The organism is Nonomuraea sp. WAC 01424 (genome assembly GCF_003947315.1).
Taxonomy (GTDB): Bacteria; Actinomycetota; Actinomycetes; order Streptosporangiales; family Streptosporangiaceae; genus Nonomuraea; species Nonomuraea spiralis.
Genome location: NZ_QHHZ01000003.1, coordinates 95,041 through 113,449 on the forward strand (window position 1 = coordinate 95,041; position 18,409 = coordinate 113,449).

16 protein-coding genes are annotated in these 18,409 nt (G+C 72.3%); 8 read left to right on the forward strand and 8 right to left on the reverse strand.

Going from position 1 to position 18,409, the window contains the following annotated elements:
- The first annotated feature begins 125 nt into the window (after nt 1-125).
- The 3 genes from DMB42_RS09810 to DMB42_RS09820 all read left to right on the forward strand — a co-directional run bounded on the left by DMB42_RS09810 (nt 126) and on the right by DMB42_RS09820 (nt 4,737).
- Entirely contained in the window at nt 126-1,463 is a 1,338-nt protein-coding gene (locus DMB42_RS09810) for a xylan 1,4-beta-xylosidase (protein WP_125632911.1), read from the forward strand.
- Nucleotides 1,464-1,588: 125 nt separating this feature from the next.
- Nucleotides 1,589-3,178: a carboxylesterase/lipase family protein gene (locus DMB42_RS09815; RefSeq protein ID WP_221762078.1), complete on the forward strand. Its 1,590-nt coding sequence runs from the start codon at nt 1,589-1,591 to the stop codon at nt 3,176-3,178.
- Nucleotides 3,175-4,737, forward strand: a complete 1,563-nt coding sequence (locus DMB42_RS09820; protein WP_125632913.1) for a PQQ-binding-like beta-propeller repeat protein — start codon at nt 3,175-3,177, stop codon at nt 4,735-4,737. The genes DMB42_RS09815 and DMB42_RS09820 overlap by 4 nt, the downstream gene beginning before the upstream one ends.
- Here the strand turns inward: DMB42_RS09820 and DMB42_RS09825 are convergent.
- Nucleotides 4,682-5,749: a LacI family DNA-binding transcriptional regulator gene (locus DMB42_RS09825; RefSeq protein ID WP_125632915.1), complete on the reverse strand. Its 1,068-nt coding sequence runs from the start codon at nt 5,747-5,749 to the stop codon at nt 4,682-4,684. The genes DMB42_RS09820 and DMB42_RS09825 overlap by 56 nt on opposite strands.
- Nucleotides 5,736-8,150: a glycoside hydrolase family 3 N-terminal domain-containing protein gene (locus tag DMB42_RS09830; RefSeq protein WP_125632918.1), complete on the reverse strand. Its 2,415-nt coding sequence runs from the start codon at nt 8,148-8,150 to the stop codon at nt 5,736-5,738. Before DMB42_RS09830 ends, DMB42_RS09825 begins: the two co-directional genes overlap by 14 nt.
- A gap of 356 nt (nt 8,151-8,506) precedes the next feature.
- Between DMB42_RS09830 and DMB42_RS09835 the strand changes: the two genes are divergently transcribed.
- Genes DMB42_RS09835 through DMB42_RS09845 form a run of 3 tightly spaced genes read left to right on the forward strand, consistent with a single transcriptional unit; the run spans nt 8,507 to nt 11,665 of the window.
- On the forward strand, nt 8,507-9,859 hold the full coding sequence (locus DMB42_RS09835; protein ID WP_260477592.1) for an extracellular solute-binding protein: 1,353 nt from the start codon (nt 8,507-8,509) through the stop codon (nt 9,857-9,859).
- Nucleotides 9,856-10,779 carry a carbohydrate ABC transporter permease gene (locus DMB42_RS09840; protein WP_185844565.1) on the forward strand — a complete coding sequence of 308 codons (924 nt, stop codon included), beginning with the start codon at nt 9,856-9,858 and terminating at the stop codon, nt 10,777-10,779. Before DMB42_RS09835 ends, DMB42_RS09840 begins: the two co-directional genes overlap by 4 nt.
- A gap of 1 nt (nt 10,780) precedes the next feature.
- Entirely contained in the window at nt 10,781-11,665 is an 885-nt protein-coding gene (locus DMB42_RS09845; RefSeq protein ID WP_125632920.1) for a carbohydrate ABC transporter permease, read from the forward strand.
- Here the strand turns inward: DMB42_RS09845 and DMB42_RS09850 are convergent.
- From DMB42_RS09850 to DMB42_RS09860, 3 genes are all read right to left on the reverse strand, one after another.
- Complete coding sequence (locus DMB42_RS09850; protein WP_125632922.1) at nt 11,626-12,516, reverse strand: lysophospholipid acyltransferase family protein; 891 nt, start codon at nt 12,514-12,516, stop codon at nt 11,626-11,628. The two genes, DMB42_RS09845 and DMB42_RS09850, sit on opposite strands and share 40 nt — an antisense overlap.
- Nucleotides 12,513-13,229, reverse strand: a complete 717-nt coding sequence (locus tag DMB42_RS09855) for a GNAT family N-acetyltransferase (protein WP_125632924.1) — start codon at nt 13,227-13,229, stop codon at nt 12,513-12,515. Before DMB42_RS09855 ends, DMB42_RS09850 begins: the two co-directional genes overlap by 4 nt.
- Nucleotides 13,230-13,331: 102 nt before the next feature.
- Nucleotides 13,332-14,336, reverse strand: a complete 1,005-nt coding sequence (locus DMB42_RS09860; protein WP_260477593.1) for a TerC/Alx family metal homeostasis membrane protein — start codon at nt 14,334-14,336, stop codon at nt 13,332-13,334.
- Nucleotides 14,337-14,685: 349 nt separating this feature from the next.
- Here DMB42_RS09860 and DMB42_RS09865 point away from each other — a divergent pair, with 349 nt between their 5' ends.
- Nucleotides 14,686-15,426 (forward strand): lytic polysaccharide monooxygenase, encoded by a 741-nt coding sequence (locus tag DMB42_RS09865; protein WP_125632926.1) that lies wholly within the window; start codon nt 14,686-14,688, stop codon nt 15,424-15,426.
- An 81-nt stretch (nt 15,427-15,507) separates the two neighbouring features.
- Nucleotides 15,508-16,812 (forward strand): hypothetical protein, encoded by a 1,305-nt coding sequence (locus DMB42_RS09870; RefSeq protein ID WP_125632928.1) that lies wholly within the window; start codon nt 15,508-15,510, stop codon nt 16,810-16,812.
- A 3-nt stretch (nt 16,813-16,815) separates the two neighbouring features.
- On the opposite strand, the gene DMB42_RS09875 is transcribed toward DMB42_RS09870, so the two are convergent.
- From DMB42_RS09875 to DMB42_RS09885, 3 genes are read right to left on the reverse strand one after another with little or no spacing between them, the layout of a single operon-like run.
- Complete coding sequence (locus DMB42_RS09875) at nt 16,816-17,286, reverse strand: SRPBCC family protein (protein ID WP_125632930.1); 471 nt, start codon at nt 17,284-17,286, stop codon at nt 16,816-16,818.
- A 2-nt stretch (nt 17,287-17,288) separates the two neighbouring features.
- Complete coding sequence (locus tag DMB42_RS09880) at nt 17,289-17,627, reverse strand: helix-turn-helix transcriptional regulator (protein ID WP_125632932.1); 339 nt, start codon at nt 17,625-17,627, stop codon at nt 17,289-17,291.
- Nucleotides 17,628-17,660: 33 nt separating this feature from the next.
- Complete coding sequence (locus tag DMB42_RS09885; protein ID WP_125632934.1) at nt 17,661-18,407, reverse strand: SDR family NAD(P)-dependent oxidoreductase; 747 nt, start codon at nt 18,405-18,407, stop codon at nt 17,661-17,663.
- Nucleotides 18,408-18,409 lie beyond the last annotated feature (2 nt).

Consider the following 18,409-nt stretch of genomic DNA (forward strand, 5'->3'; position numbering starts at 1 on the left):
TCCTGCTCGCCGGTTTGCCGCGTTTGCGGGGGCATGGAACGCTCAAGGCAAAAAGCGCTGAGGACCGGGTGGGGATTCAGGTGTCGACAGTAAGCGGGGGAACGACGGTTCGCCGTTCTGGCCGGTTGGCCGCCTCGGTCATGGGGTTCGCCGCGATGGCGATGATCGCCGCGGGCTGCTCGCTCGGCGCCACGGCCGGCCAGGAGACCAGCGCGGCCCAGCCGCCCGAGGCGTCCTCGCCGGCCGCCCCCACCACCAAGATCCAGAAGCCGCCGCCCGTGGACGCCGACTGGCCGCGCTGGGGCCTCACCCACACCGGCGTCAGCGCCAACAACATCAGCCCGCGCTTCGAGCAGGACGTCGCCAGGGCGCTGTCCGAGACGCCGATGTTGCAGAACCAGCACATCATGGGCTTCGGGGCGCTCAACCCCGAACCGCGCCGCGGCGAGTACTTCTGGGAGGACCTCGACAGCCGCACCTCCTTCATGCGGGAGTCCGGCGGCACCGGGATCATCACGCTGTGCTGCGCCCCCGACTGGATGAAGGGCGGCCCCGAGGGCCCGACGGAGGAGTCGGCCTGGAAGGAGCACCTGGAGGACGCGCCGTACCCGGAGCGCTTCGACGACTTCGCCAAGCTGGCGGCGGCCGTGGCCCGCAGGTACCCGGACGTGAAGTACTTCATGGTCTGGAACGAGTTCAAGGGCTTCTGGCGCGACCACAAGAAACCCGCGGACTACAAGGGCTACACCGAGATGTACAACAAGGTGTACGACGCGGTGAAGGCGGTCCGGCCGGACGCCAAGATCGGCGGCCCGTACCTGGGCTTCGACAGCGACAGCGACGGCGACACCGAGCTGCGCGGCCCGTGGGGCGCGGTCAGCCGGCACGCCCTCGACGCCTTCGAGTACTGGTTCAAGAACAAGAAGGGCGCCGACTTCATCGTCGTGGACGGCGCCTCCCCCACCGAGACCCACGAGCTGCTGCCGGACGCGTTCGGCGCGCTGGCCAAGTTCAGCGCGATCACCAAGTGGCTGCGCGAGAAGTCCGGCGACCTGCCGGTGTGGTGGTCGGAGTGGTACTTCGTGCCCGAGGACGGCACCACCTGGGACGAGCCCAAGCGCCTGGCGGTGCAGGCCGCCTCGATGATGGAGTTCGCCAAGAGCGGGGCGAGCACCGCGCTGTACTGGAACCCGCAGGCCAAGGAGGGCGAGTGCCGGGCCTGCATGTGGGACCCGCGCACGGGCGCGCTGATGCCGACCGGGGAGCTGGTGGGCAACTTCACCCGGTGGTTCCCGGCGGGCGCCGAGCTGGTGCCGGTCACCTCCTCCGACGCGCGGGTGCGGGTGCTGGCCCAGCCGCAGCAGCTCCTCGCGGTCAACACGGCCGGCAAGCAGGTCACCACGACCGTGGACGGCAAGGAGCTGACGCTCAAGCCGTACGAGATCAGGTGGAGCGACCGCTAGCCACGCGGGTCCCGGTGATCACACGGGCGTGATGGTGGGCCGGTATGACGGCCGCGGTTGATCCGGCTGACTCGCCTTGACACGATGCGCAAGATCCCGAGTAAATCTGCTGAGGGAACTTGCGCATGATGAAGCTCCGACCTGGGCTGAGCGCGCTCGTCGTGATAGCGGCGCTCGGCCTGACCACCCCGCCCTCGCTGGCGGCTCCGCGCAGCGCGCCCGCCTGCGCGTCCGACACGACCGTCACCACCGACACGGGCCAGGTGTGCGGGATCGTGGGCGAGGGCCTGCGCTCCTGGCTCGGCATTCCCTACGCCGCCCCGCCGGTCGGCGAACTGCGCTGGACGCCCGCGCGCCGGCACACGCCGTGGACCGGCGTGCTGGCCACGACCGGGCGGGGCAGCCCGTGCCCGCAGGCGGAGCTGCTCGGCTCCCCCTCCGAGGACGAGGACTGCCTGAAGCTCAACGTCGCCGCCCCCGCCGGGGCGCGGAAGCTGCCCGTCATGGTGGAGTTCCACGGCGGCGGCTTCCGGTACGGCTCCCCCTCCGACGGCTCCTACCTGGCCAAGGCCGGGAACGTGGTGCACGTCGGCGTGGGCTACCGGCTCGGCGTGTTCGGGTTCCTGTCACACCGGGCGTTCGGCCCGAACGCCGGCAACTACGCCCTGTCCGACCAGCAGGAGTCGCTGCGCTGGGTGCGGCGCAACATCGCCCGCTTCGGCGGCGACCCCGGCAACGTGACGATCTTCGGGGCCAGCGCGGGCGGTTCGAGCGTCTGCGCGCACACGGCCTCGCCGACCGCCAAGGGCCTGTTCGAGAAGGGGATCGTGCAGAGCGGCGAGTACAACTCGCTGCGCGGCGCGAACACCTTCTGGCAGCCGCAGGACTGCAAGGCCGACCTGCCCACGCAGTCCGAGGCGCAGGAGCAGGGCGCCAGGTTCGCCGCCGCGCTCGGCTGCGAGCAGGCCGCCGACCCGGGCGCGTGCCTGCGGGCCGAACCGGTCAAGGCGCTGCTCGACCAGTCCTCCGACGGCCTCGGCCCCGATCGCGGGACGATCGCGCCCATCGTGGACGGCCGCATCCTGACCATGTCGCCGTCGCGGGCGTTCGCCAAGGGCAAGGTCAACAAGGTGGCCCTCATGCACGGCGTGGGCCGCGACGAGGTCCAGCTCCCCTCCGCCGGCACCCCGGATGAGTACGAGACCCTGGTCCGCCAGCAGTACGGGTCCCTCGCCCCCGAGGTCTTCGCCCGCTACCCGCTGGCCAGGTTCCCCGCGCCCGCGGCGTTCATCGCGTACCGGACGATCGTGGCCGACAGCAACTCGGTCTGCCCGGCGCTGCTCAACGACGAACGGCTGGCCGCGCACCTCCCGGTGTACGCCTTCCAGGTGGACAACACCGACGCGCCCCCGCTGTTCTTCCTCGACCAGACCAAGCCGAACGGCGCCTTCCACGTCAGCGAGGTGCCCTTCCTGTCCTCCGACGTCAAGGACATGGACGCCAACCAGCGCTCCTTCGGCGCCCAGCTCGTCGCCCAGTGGACGGGCTTCGCCCGTACCGGCGACCCGACCGCGGACGGGACGCCGCTCTGGTCCCGCTACACCCGTACCGATCCCGCCGTCATGTCCCTGGCCCCGGCCGGTGACAGCCAGATGACGCGGGAGATCGCCAGGCAGCACCAGTGCGCGTTCTGGAACAGGGAGGCGACGTCATGATCCGTCTGTTGACCGCGCTCTGCCTCGCGCTGCTCGTGGGCCCCGTGCCCGCGCAGGCGGCGTCCGGGGGCGGCGGCGACTGGCCGATGTGGCAGCAGAGCCCGCTCGGCTGGCGGCACAACGCGGCCGAGCGGGCGATCAACCCGCGTACGGTCGGCGGCCTGGCCCTGAAGTGGGCCTTCGCCTACCCCAAGGAGGCCGGCACGCCGCGCAGCCAGCCCGCCGTCGTGGGCGACACGGTGTACTTCGGCTCGCCGGAAGGCAAGCTGTACGCCAGGGACGCCGCCACCGGCGCCGCCCGCTGGGAGTTCGACCTGACGACCGTCGGCACCGGCCGCACCCAGGTCCAGGACGGCCCGGCCGTGGCCAGGGGCAAGGTGTACTTCGGCGACGTACGCGGCTGGTTCTACGCCGTCGACCAGCGCACCGGCCGCCTGGCCTGGGCCCGCAGGCTGGACGACACCATCACGGCGATCGTCACCAGCTCGCCCCTGGTCTTCGGCGACCGCGTCTACGTCGGCGTCTCCAGCGGCGAGAACATCCTCGGCAAGGAGCACGCCTGCTGCACCTTCCGCGGCCACCTCGACGCCCTGGACGCCGACACCGGCCGCCCGGTCTGGCGTTTCAACACCGTGCCGAAGGCCGTCCAGGACGGCACCTGGCCCAACGGCGTCCCCCGGTACGCCCCCTCCGGCGGCGGCGTGTGGAGCTCGCCCGCCATCGACCCGTACACCCGCACCCTGTACGTCGGCACCGGCCAGAACTACACCGGCAGCGCCGGGCACTACGACTCGGTGCTCGCGCTGAACATCGACACCGGCCGGCCGCGCTGGACCCGGCGGATGACCGACGTGGACACCTGGCGGCTGGAGTGCTCGCTGCCCACCCCGGAGGACCGCGAGTTCTGCCCCAACCTCCCCGACGGCACCGCGCTCGACTTCGACCTCGGGGCCGCGCCCAACGTGTTCAGGGCCGGCGGCCGGGCGCTGATCGGCATCGGGCAGAAGGCGGGCGTGTACCACGTGCTCGACGCCCGTACCGGGAAGATCGTGTGGCAGCGGCAACTGTCGAAGCCGATGCCCGGCGGCGGCCTGTCCGGCGTCCAGTGGGGCACCTCCTTCGACGGCGAACGCCTGTACGTGGCCACGTACATGGCCCAGCCGGGCACCCTGTTCGCCCTCGACCCGGCGACCGGGCACCTGCTCTGGGAGACGCCCAACCCGGCCGACGGCTGCACCACGGGCGGCGCGGCCCAGTTCCCGAACGTCTGCCGCCTCGGCCACACCCCGGCCGTCTCCAGCACGCCCGGCCTGGTGTGGGAGGGCAGCATGGACGGCAAGATGCGGGCCTACTCGGCGCGCACCGGCGAGGTCGTGTGGGCCTACGACACCATGCAGGAGGTGGCGGGCGTCAACGGCCTGACCGGGCGCGGCGGGGCGGGCTCGGGCGGCGGCGGCGCCGTGGTGGCGCACGGCATGATGTTCATCCAGTCCGGGTACTCCTTCACGCCGTACCCGAATCCGTACGGGTCGGTGTTCCTGGCCTTCGGTCTCCCGTAGGGGCCGCCGGGGCGGTGGAGCCGCGGACCACCAGTTCGGTTGCCAGCTCGACGTGGTGGGAGTCGATCCGCTCGCCCGCCGCCAGCCGCAGCGCGGTACGCAAGGCCGCCCGGCCCATCTCGCGCAGCGGCTGGCGTACGGTGGTCAGCTGCGGCGAGGCCATCCGCGCGATCTGGGTGTCGTCGAAGCCGACGACGCTCAGGTCCTCGGGGATGCGCAGGCCGCGTGACCTGGCGGCCTCCATGACCCCGAGCGCGATCTCGTCACAGCCGGCGAAGATCGCGGTCGGGGGCTGCGGCAGGTCGAGCACGCTCGCGCCGTTGACCACGCCGTCCTGGTAGTGGAAGTGGGCGGCGCGGACGTAGCCGGGCGGCTCGGGCGCGCCCGCGGCCTCCATGGCCGCCCGGTAGCCGTGCAGTCGGGCCTGGTTGCAGGCCGAGTTCGGGGGGCCGCCGATGTAGGCGATGCGCCGGTGGCCGAGGGAGAGCAGGTGCTGGGTGGCGGTCAGGCCCCCGGCGAAGTTGGTCGAGCCGACGCTGGTCACGCTGGTGGTCGGCAGGTTGAGCGGGTCGATCACCACCAGCGGCAGCCGGGCCCGTGACAGCGCCCCGAGCTGGGCGCCGGTCAGCTCGCTGGTCACCACGATGAGCGCCCGCCGGCCGGCGGCGACCAGGTCGCGCGCCCAGCCGCCGGTGCGCTGGTGGCTCTTCCTGATGCTGACCACGACCGATGTCCGAAGCTCGTCGCCGGCCTCGATCGCGCCGTGGATGATCTCCGTGGAGTAGGCGTTGAGGTCGTCGTCGAACTGCACCTCGATCGTGGCGGGGCCGCCCGCCTCGGCGCGGCGCGGCGTGGCGGGCACGTGTTCGTGCTGCTGGAGCAGCGACTGCACCAGCGAACGGGTCGCCGGGGCCACGTCGCTGCGGCCGTTGAGCACCTTGGAGACGGTGGCGACGGACACGCCGGCCGAGGCCGCGACGGTGGCCAGCGTGGCGCGCCTAGGAGCCGGCATCTGTTCCTCCTCGCATCTCCACGGGTGTGACCAGCCGCCGGCCGGTGCCGGCGGCCCGCAGCGGCCCGGTCAGCCGGACCACGCCGCGGCACGGCAGGTCGGCGGCGGACGTGCCGACCAGCACCTCGATGTCCCCCGGCTCCACGACGCGCCGCAGGTCGCGCCCGGTGAAGGCGGTCCTGTCGGTGTGCACCAGGAAGGAGACCCGCCTGCTCTCGCCGGGTTCGAGGCGGACCCTGGCGAAGCCGGTGAGCTGCTTCACCGGCCTGGTGACCTGGGCGAGGACGTCGTGCAGGTAGAGCTGCACGACCTCGTCGCCGGCCCGGCCGCCGGTGTTGGCGACGCGGACCGAGACGGTGAACTCGCCGTCGGTCGGCACCTCGGCGGCGCTGACACGCAGGTCGCCGACGTCGAACGTGGTGTAGGAGCGGCCGTGCCCGAAGGGGAACAGCGGGGTGGGGTCGAGGTTGCTGATGCCCTTGCTGTCGGCTCCGAGCGGTGGCTGCAGGTAGGTGCCCGGCTGCCCGCCAGGATGGCGGGGTATCTGCACGGGAAGCTTGCCTCCAGGCTGGACACGACCGCTCAGTATACCGGCGATCGCCCCGGCGCCCTCCTCCCCCGGCATGAACGCCTGGACCAGCCCGGCGGCCCCGGCGTGCACCTCGCCCAGCGCGTACGGGCGGCCCGAGACGACCACTACGACGACCGGCGTGCCCGTCGCGAACAGCTCGGCCAGCAGGTCGGCCTGGACGCCGGGCAGCCGCAGGTCCTCGGCGTCGCAGCCCTCGCCCGAGGTGCCCTGGCCGAACAGCCCGGCCAGGTCGCCCACGACCGCGACGCACAGGTCGGCCCCGCGTGCGGCCTCGGCGGCGGCGGCGAACCCCGTCCGGTCGCCGCCCTGCACCGCGCATCCCGGCTCGTACGCGATCTCCGCCTCGGGCAGCTCGGCGCGCAGCGCGTCGAGCAGGCTCGGGGCCTCGACGCCGAGCCCGAGCCCGGGGTGGCGGGGCAACACGTGGTTGGGGAAGGCGTAGCAGCCCATGAACGTGCGCGGGTCGTCGGCGCACGGCCCGACCACGGCGACCCGGCCCAGACCGGCGCGCAGCGGCAGCGCGGTACCGGCGTCGAGCAGCACGATCGAGCGTTCGGCCAGCTCGCGGGCCAGCGCCCGGTTGGCCGCCGAGTCCAGCTCGACGTCCTGTGCCCCGGCCACCGAGCCCTCCGGCGTCCAGCCGGGGTCGAGCAGCCCGAGTTGCACCTTCTGGGTGAGCAGCCGGCGTGCCGCGCGGTCGATCAGCGACTCGGGCAGCTCGCCCGCGCGCACCCGTTCCACCAGGTTCCGCCCGAAGCCGAGGGTGTCGGGCAGCTCGACGTCCACGCCCGCGGCGAGCGCCTGCGCCCCGGCGTCGGCGCGGTCAGCGGCCACCTGGTGCATGGTCGCCAGGAACGGGACCGCCCAGTAGTCGGACACGACGGTGCCGGTGAAGCCCCACTCCTCGCGCAGCAGGCCGGTCAGCAGCCAGGAGTCGACGGCGGCGGGCACGCCGTCCACGTCGGAGTAGGAGTTCATCACCGAGCGGGCGCCGCCGAGGGTGATGGCCGCCTCGAACGGCGGCAGGATCATGTCCATCAGCTCGCGGCGGCCCATCGGGACCGGGCCGTGGTTGCGGGCGGCCCGCGCGGCCGAGTAGCCGGCGAAGTGCTTGAGCGTGGCGATCACGCCGGCGCTCTCCAGGCCGCGCACGTACGCGGCGCCGAGCATCGAGACGAGGTACGGGTCCTCGCCCATCGTCTCCTCCACCCGGCCCCACCGGTAGTCGCGGACCACGTCGAGCACCGGGGAGAGGCCCTGATGGGCGCCCACGGCGCGCATGTCCCGCCCGATGGCCGCCGCCATGCGCTCGACCAGCTCGGGGTCGAAGGTGGCGGCCCAGGCGATGGCCGCGGGGTAGACGGTCGCGCCGTAGGTGGTGAAACCGGTCAGGCACTCCTCGTGGACGAGGGCGGGAATGCCGAACCTGGACAGGCCGACGACCTCGCGTTGCAGGCGTACCACCTCGGCGACGCCCTCGGCCACCGTCACCGGGACACTGCCGAACACGCGGGTCAGGTGGCCGAGCCCGTGCCGGGCGGCCTCTCCCAAGGGGACGGTGCCCGAGGCGGCGAACACGTCCTGCATCGGGGCGACGTTGTGGGTGCCGGTGCCGTCCGGGTCGGGGGCGGGGGCCTCCTCCTCGTGCCGCATGTCGTTGCCCACCCATCGGCTGCCGAGCTGGGCGACCTTCTCCTCCAGGGTCAGCTCCTGAAGGAGGGCCTCGACCCGCTCGGCCACGGGAAGCGCCGGGTCCAGCCACGGACCGAGGACCCGATCCGCCGCCGGTGTCCGATCTAGAGCCGTCATGAGCTGCACTCCTTCAAGTGTTCCTGCCGCAAACTTTCGAAATGTTTCGAGCCTTGGCCCGACTACCGGCACAATGCCGCAAAGGCGATGGAATAGCCAGCTAGATGCCCGCGCGAGAGTACTACACGGCCCCCACCCCCGCCCAGAGGCGGTTTCCGGCCAGAGGTCTTGACACGGTAATGGTCGAAATCTAGATTGACGTGCCGCGCGGTCATGTCGCAAATGTTTCGACGAGTTCACTCAACGGCGAGTGGACGAGCGGCATTTGGGGGGTTGCCGATCCGACCGCCGGCCCAACGCGTCCCTAGGACAACCGAGCCGCGGCCAGGCCACGGCATTCGAGTACGGAGATCAGCGTGGAGACCAGGTCAACCTCTCGCCGCACCTTCCTCAGCCTCTCCATGGGGCTGCCCCTGGGAGCCGCGCTCGCGGCCTGCGGCACGTCCGGCCCCACCCGGGCGGGTGACGGCGGCGCGACCGGAGGTGGCGGCGGCGGCGCCAAGGCCACTTACTGGTACCTGTCGGTCGAGCCACAGGAAGGCGTGCGCCGCCGGGCGATCGAGCGCTTCAACAAGGCCAACCCCAACACCCAGATCGAGGGCACGGCGTTCCAGAACGACGCCTACAAGACCAAGATCAAGACCGCCATCGGCGCCGGCCAGGCCCCCACGCTGATCTGGGGCTGGGGCGGCGGCACGCTGCGCAGCTACGTGCAGGCCGGCCAGGTCGAGGACCTGACGTCCTGGTTCTCCGAGAACGCCGCCGTCAAGGACCGGCTGTTCCCCTCCTCCTTCGGCGCGGCCACCGTGGACGGCAAGATCTACGCGATGCCGTGCGAGACCGTGCAGCCGATCGTCCTGTACTACAACAAGGAGGTCCTGGAGAAGGTCGGCGTGCAGCCGCCCACGACCTGGGGCGAGATCATGGACATCGTGCCCAAGATCAACGCCAAGGGCATCGCGCCGTTCGCGCTCGGCGGCCAGTCGCGCTGGACGAACATGATGTGGCTGGAGTTCCTGTTCGACCGGATCGGCGGCACCGAGGTGTTCCAGGCGGTGTTCGACGGCCAGAAGGACGCCTGGTCCAACCCCGCCGCCCTCGACGCCCTCACCAAGATGCAGGACCTGATCAAGGCGAACGGCTTCATCAAGGGCTTCTCCTCCATCACCGCCGACTCCAACGCCGACCAGGCGCTGCTCTACACCGGCAAGGCGGCCATGATGCTGCACGGCGCCTGGACGTACGGCGGCATGAAGAACGACGGCGGCGACTTCGTCCCCGGCGGCCACCTCGGCTACATGAACTTCCCGCCCGTGGACGGCGGCAAGGGCGACCCGAGCAACACCGTCGGCAACCCCGGCCAGTACCTGTCGATCTCCGCCAAGGCCACCCCCGAGCAGAAGGAGATCGCCAAGAAGTTCTTCACCAGCGGCGTGCTCGACCAGACCGAGGTCAAGGAGTGGGCCGACACGGGCGGCGTGCCGATCGCCAAGGGCGCCGACGCGGCCTTCGCCTCCTCCCCCGACGCCGAGTTCCTGAAGTTCGTCTACGGCATCGCCGCCAACGCCAAGACCTTCGCCCAGTCGTGGGACCAGGCGCTCAGCCCGACCGCGGCCGAGGTGCTCCTGGACAACATCGCCAAGCTGTTCCAGCTGTCCATCTCGCCGCAGCAGTTCCAGACGAACATGAACGCGGTCATCGGCAAGTGAGCGTGATCCCGATCCCCGCCGGGCGGGGGGCGCCGCCGGCCGCCCGGCGGGACGGCCGCGGCTCCCTCGCCTGGCTGGCCGTGCCGGCGCTGCTGTTCTTCGTCGGCTTCGGCGTGCTCCCGCTGATCGGCGTCCTCGTCCTCAGCTTCACCTCCTGGGACGGGCTCGGCGACATCGGCTTCGCCGGCCTGTCGAGCTGGCAGGCGGTGTTGTCCGACCCCGGGCTGCCGCACGCGCTGTGGGTGACGTTCCTGGTGATGGCCGCCTCCTGGGCGGTGCAGACGCCGGCCAGCATCCTGCTCGGGGTGTTCCTGGCCGGCGCGCAGCGCTACCGCGCGGTGTTGTCGGTGTTCTACTTCATCCCGCTGCTGCTCAGCTCGGCCGCCATCGCCATCACCTACAAGGCGCTGCTGGACCCGAACTTCGGGCTCGGCGCCGGGCTCGGCCTCGACCTGCTGGCCCAGGACTGGCTGGGCGAGCCCGTCCTGGCGTTCAGCGTGGTGATCTTCGTGGTGTCGTGGCAGTTCATCCCATTCCACTCGCTGATCTACCAGGGCGGCGTGCGGCAGATCCCGCGCTCGATGTACGAGGCCGCCCAGCTCGACGGCGCGGGCCGGGTGCGCATGTTCTTCAGCATCACGCTGCCGCAGCTCAAGTACACGATCATCACGTCGTCGACGCTCATGGTGGTCGGGTCGCTGACCTTCTTCGACCTGATCTTCGTGCTGACCGCGGGCGGTCCCGGCGACGCGACGCGGGTGCTCGCCCTGGACATGTACAAGCGGGGGTTCCAGGCCAACCTGATGGGCCCGGCCAGCGCGATCGCCGTCATCCTCGTCCTCGTGGGGCTGGCGCTGGCGCTGCTGCTGCGCCGCCTGGGCGGCCGCGACGCCTCGGCGAGCCAGCAGGAAGGGGCCTGACATGGCGACCACGCTGACGAAGCCCGCGCACCGGACCGCCGGCGCGTCCCCGCGGGCGGGCGGCCCGGCCACCACCCGCAGGAACTGGGTGGCCGGGGTGGCCGGGTGGCTCTGGCTGGCGGTCGTGGTGGTCCCGATCTACTGGATCGTCATCACCAGCTTCAAGGAGCAGAGCTCCTACTACGCCTCGAACCCGCTCGCGCCGCCGACGGGGCCGACGCTCGGCGCGTACCGGCTGTTGCTGGAGTCGGACTTCGCGCTGTACTTCCTCAACAGCCTCCTCGTCACCCTCGGCGCGGTGATCCCGGCCGTCGGGGTGTCGTTCATGGCGGCGTACGCGATCGTGCGGGGCGGCGGGCGGTTCCTGCGCGGGGTGAACTCGTTGTTCCTCATGGGGCTGGCGATCCCGCTCCAGGCCACGATCATCCCGATCTACCTGATCATCATCCGGCTGCACCTGTACGACTCGCTGCTGGGCATGATCCTGCCCTCCATCGCGTTCGCGATCCCGCTGTCGGTGCTGGTGTTGTCGAACTTCATCAGGGACGTGCCCAAGGAGCTGTTCGAGTCGATGCGGCTGGACGGCGCCACCGACTGGGGCATGCTCTGGCGGCTGACCTTCCCGCTGACCCGCCCGGCCGTGGTCACGGTGACGATCTACAACGCGCTGACGATCTGGAACGGCTTCCTGCTGCCGCTGATCCTCACCCAGAGCCCGGACAAGCGCACGCTGCCACTGGCGTTGTGGACGTTCCAGGGGCAGTACAGCGTGAACGTGCCCGCGGTGCTCGCCTCGGTCGTCCTGACCACGCTGCCCATCCTGGTCCTCTACGTGGTGGGCCGGCGTCAGCTCCTCAGCGGGCTGACCGCGGGCTTCGGCAGGTGAACGGCGGCCCTCCCCCGTCCGGGAGGGCCGTCCGGGGCTTCGATGCCGGCGCGTACCAGGGCCTCGGCGCTTCTGGCCAGGGCGGCGCGCACCTCGGGCCGGCGGGCCGACGGGACGGCGCGCAGGGGAGCCAGCAGCCGCACCTCGACGGCCAGCCGCCGGGTCGCGGCCACCCGCAGCACCGAGGCCAGCAGCGAGTCCTCGCCCACGTAGCTCGCCCGGGTCGAGGTCAGGCCGTCCTCGCGGTAGCGCAGGGCCGCGGGGCGTACGACGGCGCCCGCGTCGATCGCCGCCTGGAACACCGCCGGCCGGAACACGCCCATACCGAGCCCGCACCACGTGGTGCCCTCGGGGAAGGCCACGACGGTGTCGCCCGCCCGGAGCGCCCCGGCGACCGTGGCGACCGCCGACGGCAGCGCGGACAGGCGTTCCCGGTCGATGAACAGCGCGCCGGAGCCCGCCGCCAGCGTGCGGACGACCGGCCAGCCGGCGATCTCCCGCTTGGCCAGCGGGCGCGAGGGCAGCGCCGCCGCGATGACCAGCGGATCCAGCCACGACACGTGATTGGCCACCACCAGCGCCCCGGCCCCCTCCCCGACGGGTTCCTCGGCGATGACGTCCAGGCGGATGCCGAGGGCGCGCAGGAGCAGGCGTGCCCACGCGCCGGTGATCCGGGCCCGCCGGTCGGCGCGGGCGTGGCGGGCGGTCAGCGCGACCGGCACCCCGGCCAGCACCACCAGGACCGCCGCGAGCAGCCGCAGGGTACGGCGCGCCGCCCCCGCGCCGAGGACCGCGGCCCGCACGCACATGTCGGGCGTGCACGGCCCCATCCGCAGCCATACGCCGGTCACGGCGTCCCGCCCAGGAAGTAGCGCAGGTAGCGGGCGTTCACCTGGGCCATCGGGAGCAGCACGAAGAAGTCGGCCGTGCCGAAGTCCCGGTCGTGCGCGGGCGGCCCGCACACCCACGCGCCCAGCCGCAGGTAACCGCGCAGCAGCGCGGGCGGCACGAACCGGTCGGCGCCGGGCGCGCCCGAACCGGCCCACGGCACGTGCGGCGTGACCCGGTACTCCTCGGGGCCGAGCGGCACCCGCCCGGCCACGCCGGCCGCGAGCGCACCCCCGTCGTCGAGCGGCACCGAGCAGCAGCCGGCCAGCCACTGGTGGCCGCCGTCGACCATGTACCGGGCGATCCCCGCCCACATCAGCGCGACCACCGCGCCGTCCCGATGGTCCGGGTGCACGGTGGTACGCCCGGCCTCGACCAGGTTCTTCCTGATGGGCGCGAGGGCACGCAGGTCGAACTCGGTGTCGGAGTAGAGCCGGTCGGCGCGTCCGGGCGGCAGCAGCCGGTATGTGCCCACCACCCGCCGGCCCTCGCGGACCAGCAGGTGGTCGCAGTAGGCGTCGAACCTGTCCACGTCGAGGCCGGAGACCGGGCTGTCGAGCCGCGCCCCCATCTCCTCGGCGAAGACCTCGTACCTGAGCCGCTGTGCGGCCTGGAGGTCGGCGGGGCTGGTGGCCATGCCGACCGTGTACCGGTTCGTGGCAAGAGAGATCGTCATGGGCGCGGGGTCCTTCCCTGAAAGCGTCTCGCGACCATGTCGTCATGCCGACATGACGGCCGGCTCTCGCATCGGGGGCACCCAGGCGTCCGAGCGGTGAACCTACCCCGCGACCTCCTTGTCCCGGTCGCGGCGGTTGGCGTACAGGCTGGTCAGGGTGACCGTGGTCAGGACGGCGACGATCACGCCGAGCGAGGCGAGCGTGGGGATCTGCGGCACCCAGTCCCAGACGCCGTGCGCCCAGTGGAGGATGAGCTTGACCCCGATGAAGGCCAGGATGACGCTCAGCCCGTGGTTGAGGTGGCGCAGCTTGGTCAGGACGCCCTGGAGCACGAAGTACAGCGCCCGCAGGCCCATCAGCGCGAAGGCGTTGGTGGCGAAGACCAGGAACGGGTCCTCGGTCACGCCGTACACGGCGGGGACGGAGTCCACGGCGAAGACGATGTCGGTGCCCAGGATGGCGACGGCGGCCAGGGCCAGCGGCGTCAGGGCCAGCCGGCCGCCCTCGCGCACGGTCAGCCGGGAGCCGTGATAGCCGTCGGTGACCGGCACGAAGCGGCGCACCAGCCGCACGCTGCGCATGGAGGAGATGTCCACCTGCTGCTCGTGGCCGCCGAGCACGTCGTCGAGGATCTTGCCCGCGGTGACGATGAGGATCGCGCCGAACAGCAGGAACGCCCACGTGCCGCTCTGCAGCGCGGCGGCCCCGAGCCAGATGAAGACCGCGCGCAGGACGAGCGCGCCGACGATGCCGTACAGCAGGACCTGCCGGGCCAGCGCGGCCGGGACGGCGAAGGCGGCCAGCAGCAACATGAACACGAACAGGTTGTCCACCGACAACGACTTCTCCACCACGAAACCGGTGAAGAACTCCGCCGCGACGCCGCCGCCATGGGCGACCCACAAATAGCCGCCGAAGATGACCGGCAGGATCAGGTAGAAGACCGACCAGCCGGCCGCCTCGCGCATGCGCACCTCGTGCGGGCGGCGGGTCAGCAGGAGGTCCAGCGCCAGCAGCAGCACCAGGCCGCCGATCGCGACCAGCCAGAGTGCCGGCGTGGCGATGGTGGTCAGGGCTTGGACAGGCTGCGGTACGCCCATGGGCATGGGTCCTCCTCGAACGCGCGTCATCGTTCGAGGTCTCCTTCGCCCGTGCGTCGTCGCGCGGGCGGCCGCCCGGGGACCGTCTGGGACGTCCGTACTGACCGGGCCGGCGCTTGCGAAGTACTCCCCTCGCCGAGCTCAGCCTAGGCGATGTCCCGACATGTCACCACCTCAAGGCGAGCACGACCGTGCGGGACGGTCCTGACCGGCCCGGCCGCCGTCCGCGCGGAGGCGGGCACCGGCGCCCGCCGGAAAGCTGACTCCGGACGGGAAACCCGCTGACTGCGCCATTTACCGTTAGGAAACTTTCCTTTATATTTGGAAGCATCCCCCAGCATGAAGGAACGGTGACATGCGCAGAGTATGGACCTTCTTAGCCATGGCGGCGGTCTCCGTCGCCACCGTCGTCGCCCTCTCCCCGCCGGCCTCGGCGCACGGTTACATCTCCGACCCCCCGAGCCGCCAGGCCAACTGCGCGGCCGGAAAGGTCAAGAACTGCGGCCAGATCATCTGGGAGCCGCAGAGCGTCGAGGGCCCCAAGGGCCTGCGTAACTGCAGCGGCGGCGACTCCCGATGGGCCCCGCTGGACGACGACAGCAAGGCCTGGCCGGCCGCGAGCGTGGGTGACACGGTCAACTTCAAGTGGCTCATCGAGGCCCGCCACGCCACCAGCACGTGGGAGTACTACGTCGGCAGCACCCGGGTCGCGGTGTTCGACGACCGCGGCAGGCAACCCGGCTCCACGGTGACGCACTCGGTGAGCCTGGGCGGCCGTACCGGGCGCATCAAGCTGCTGGCCATCTGGAACATCGCCGACACCGAGAACGCCTTCTACAACTGCGTCGACCTCCAGGTGGGCCCCGGCGGCCCGACCCCGACGCCCACTCCCACCCCCACGGTGACCCCGACCCCGACCCCCACGCCCACGGTGACCCCGACCACGGGCCCGACCGGCAACTGGACCGCGGGAACCGCGTACAAGAGCGGCGACCAGGTGGTCTACAACAACGCCACCTACCGGTGCGTCCAGCCGCACACGGCGCTGCCCGGCTGGGAGCCGCCGAACGTGCCCGCCCTGTGGCAAAGGGTGTGACCGCCTAACTCCGGTGCACGGGGGCGGTGCGGTCGGCCATGATGGGCAGTCCGGCCGCACCCCTCCCCCCGAAAGGCGCCGATGAAGCGACTCCTCCTCGTCCTGGGCGTCGTCGCGGTGGCGGCGGCCGTGTGGGGCGCCGTCGTGCTGCTGTCCGCGCCGGCCGGTCAGGCTCCGGACAGGCAGCGACTGAACGTCGCTCCGCTGGTCGTCCGCGACAGCGTGATCGTCGACGGCGGCGGGCAGGTCGTCGAGAAGCTCGCCCCCGACTGCGCGGTCAGCACCCACCCCGCCTTCTGCCGCCGGGTGCGCGACGAGCTGACCGCGATCGATCCGCGCCTGCTCACCAGGGGCGGCCTGGTCGTCGCGACCACGCTCGACCCGCGGGCGCAGCAGGCGGCCCAGCGGGCCATCGAGGCCCGGGTGCGCGCCACGGACGCCCCGATCGCCGTCCAGGCCATGGTGGCGCCGGGCAGCGGCGAGATCAGGGCGCTGGCCGCCAGCCGTGGCGACGGCGCGCCCGGCCTGCCGCAGGGCTCGACGGCGATGGCGTACACGCTGGCCGCGGCGATGGCGGGCGGCATGCGGGCGGACGACGGCCTCCCCCGTTCCGGCCCCTACCAGGCCGCCGGCCGCGAGGCGTTCACCGACTGCGAGGGCGACCAGGTCGCCGACCCCGCCCTCACCGTCGTCGACGCCCGCGACAGGTCCGACGGCACGTTCGTCACCCTCCGGGCGGGCGCCCGCGACGCGCTGAACACCTTCTTCATGCGGCTGGAGGAGCGGATCGGCCTCTGCGAGACCGTACGCACGGCGCGGGCGCTCGGCCTCACGCGGCCCGGCGGGGTGCCGGTGTCGGAGTACGAGATGTTCACGCTCGGCGTCAACGACGTGGACACGGTGACGGTCGCCGGCACCTACGCCACGCTGGCCGCCCACGGCCTGCGCTGCGCGCCGAGGGCGGTCAAGGAGGTGCGCGACGCGTCCGGCAAGGTGCTGCACGCCCTCGCCCCCAAGTGCGAGCGGGCGCTCGACCCCGCCGTCGCCGACGCGGTGACCGGCCTGCTGCGGACCGGCGGCCTCGGCCGGGACGCGGCCGGCATCGCCGACCGGACGAACGAGCCCAGGTCGGCCTGGTACGCCGGTTACACCCCTGACCTGGCCTCCGCCGTCAGCCTCGGATTCCCCGACGTCCCCGTACGGCACGGGCTGGCCGAGACCTCCATCGGCGGACGCCGGTACGACGTCGTGGACGGCGCCGCGATCCCCGGCCCGATCTGGCGGGCCTCGATGGCCGAGGCGCTGCGCGGCGTGCCGGAGTCGGCGTTCGCGGCGCCCGACGCCGCGCTGTTCGGCGGCTGGCGCCTGGCCTGCGCCCCGAAGTAGCGGTCAGCGGCCCTTCAGCACCTCGGCCAGGCGGTCCATCGACTGCGCACCGCCCTTGGCCCCGTCGGCGCGCACGATCGCGTCGCGGGCCTCGACGGACGGGTGCACCGACTGGGCCACGTACCGGGTCAGGCCGCCGGACTCCTCCAGCGTGACGGTCTCCAGGGCCACCTCGGCCGGCGCACCCTCGTACTCCCACGTGCGCACGAGCCGTTCGGGCCGGAGGACGGCGTGGTAGACGCCGCTGAAGGCGTACTCCCTGCCGCGGGCGTCGATGTTGACGAAACGCCACCGGCCGCCCGGCCTGACCTCCATGGCCTCCACCCTGGTGTCCAGCCAGTGGGGGCCCCACCAGCGCGGGATCAGCTCCGGGTCGGTCACCGCCCGGAACACCACGTCCCTGGGGGCGTCGAAGGCCCGGATCATCATGATGTCCTGGCGGCCCGGCTCGATGACGAACTCGGTGTCACCCATGGTCACGTCCTTTCCTCGCCGCGCCGGAGCTTCCTGATCTCCTGGTCGAGCCGGTCGAACCGGCCGGTCCAGCGCTCGCGGTAGCGGTCGATCCATTCGGAGACGCCCTCCAGCGGGGCGGTCTCCAGCCGGCACGGCCGCCACTGCGCGTCGCGGCCTCTGCTGATCAGCCCGGCCCGTTCCAGCACCTTCAGATGTTTGGACACGGCCTGCAAGCTCATGTCGAAGGGCCCGGCCAGCTCGTTGACCGTCGCCTCGCCGTCGGCCAGCCGGGCGAGGATGGCCCGCCGGGTGGGGTCGGCCAGGGCGGCGAAGGTGAGGCTCAGCTGGTCGTCGGGCATCGGGGTGTACGTTCCTTCCGTGGTGGCGCTGACCTAATGGTCCACGATCGCGCCACAGGAGACGTTCACGGTCGCCGAGGTCATGGTCCGGGCCCGGTCGGAGGCGACGAACGCCGCCACCTCGCCCACGTCGGCCAGGGTCGCGAGCCGTCCGAGCAGGGTGGGCCCGCGCAGCTCGGCCTCCAGCTCGTCCTTGCCGGGGTAGGAGTCGGGGATGCTCTCCGGCACGCCGCCGGTGATCAGGGTGACGACGCGCACGCCCTGCCGCCCGGCCTCGCACGCCCACTGGCGGCGGATGCCCTCCATGGTGTCGAGCGACACCTTGAACCCGCCCAGCCCCGGCTGCGTCTGCGGGCCGCCGCCGCCGAACAGCAGGACGACGCCGGAGCCGGTCATGTGCCGGACGGCGGCCCTGATGGTGAGGAACTGCGTGCGCGCGGCGACCTGGATCGGCCGCAGGAAGTCCTCGACGGAGATCTCGGCCAGCGGCCGCTGCACGTCCTGGACAGAGATGGCGTTGAAGGAGACGTCGATGCGGCCGGCGCGGGCGGCGACCGAGCCGGTGAAGTCGTCCACGGCCCGCTCGTCCAGCGCGTCCACGACGGCGGTCTCCGCCGTGCCGCCGGCGGCGCGGATGTCGTCGGCGACCTTGTCGAGCGTGGCCCGCGTACGGCCGGCCAGGTGGACGCGGGCGCCCTCGCAGGCGCCGGCGCGCGCCACCGCCCCGCCGATCGAGCCGCCCGCGCCGTAGACCACCGCGACCTTGTCCTGGAGCAGCATCT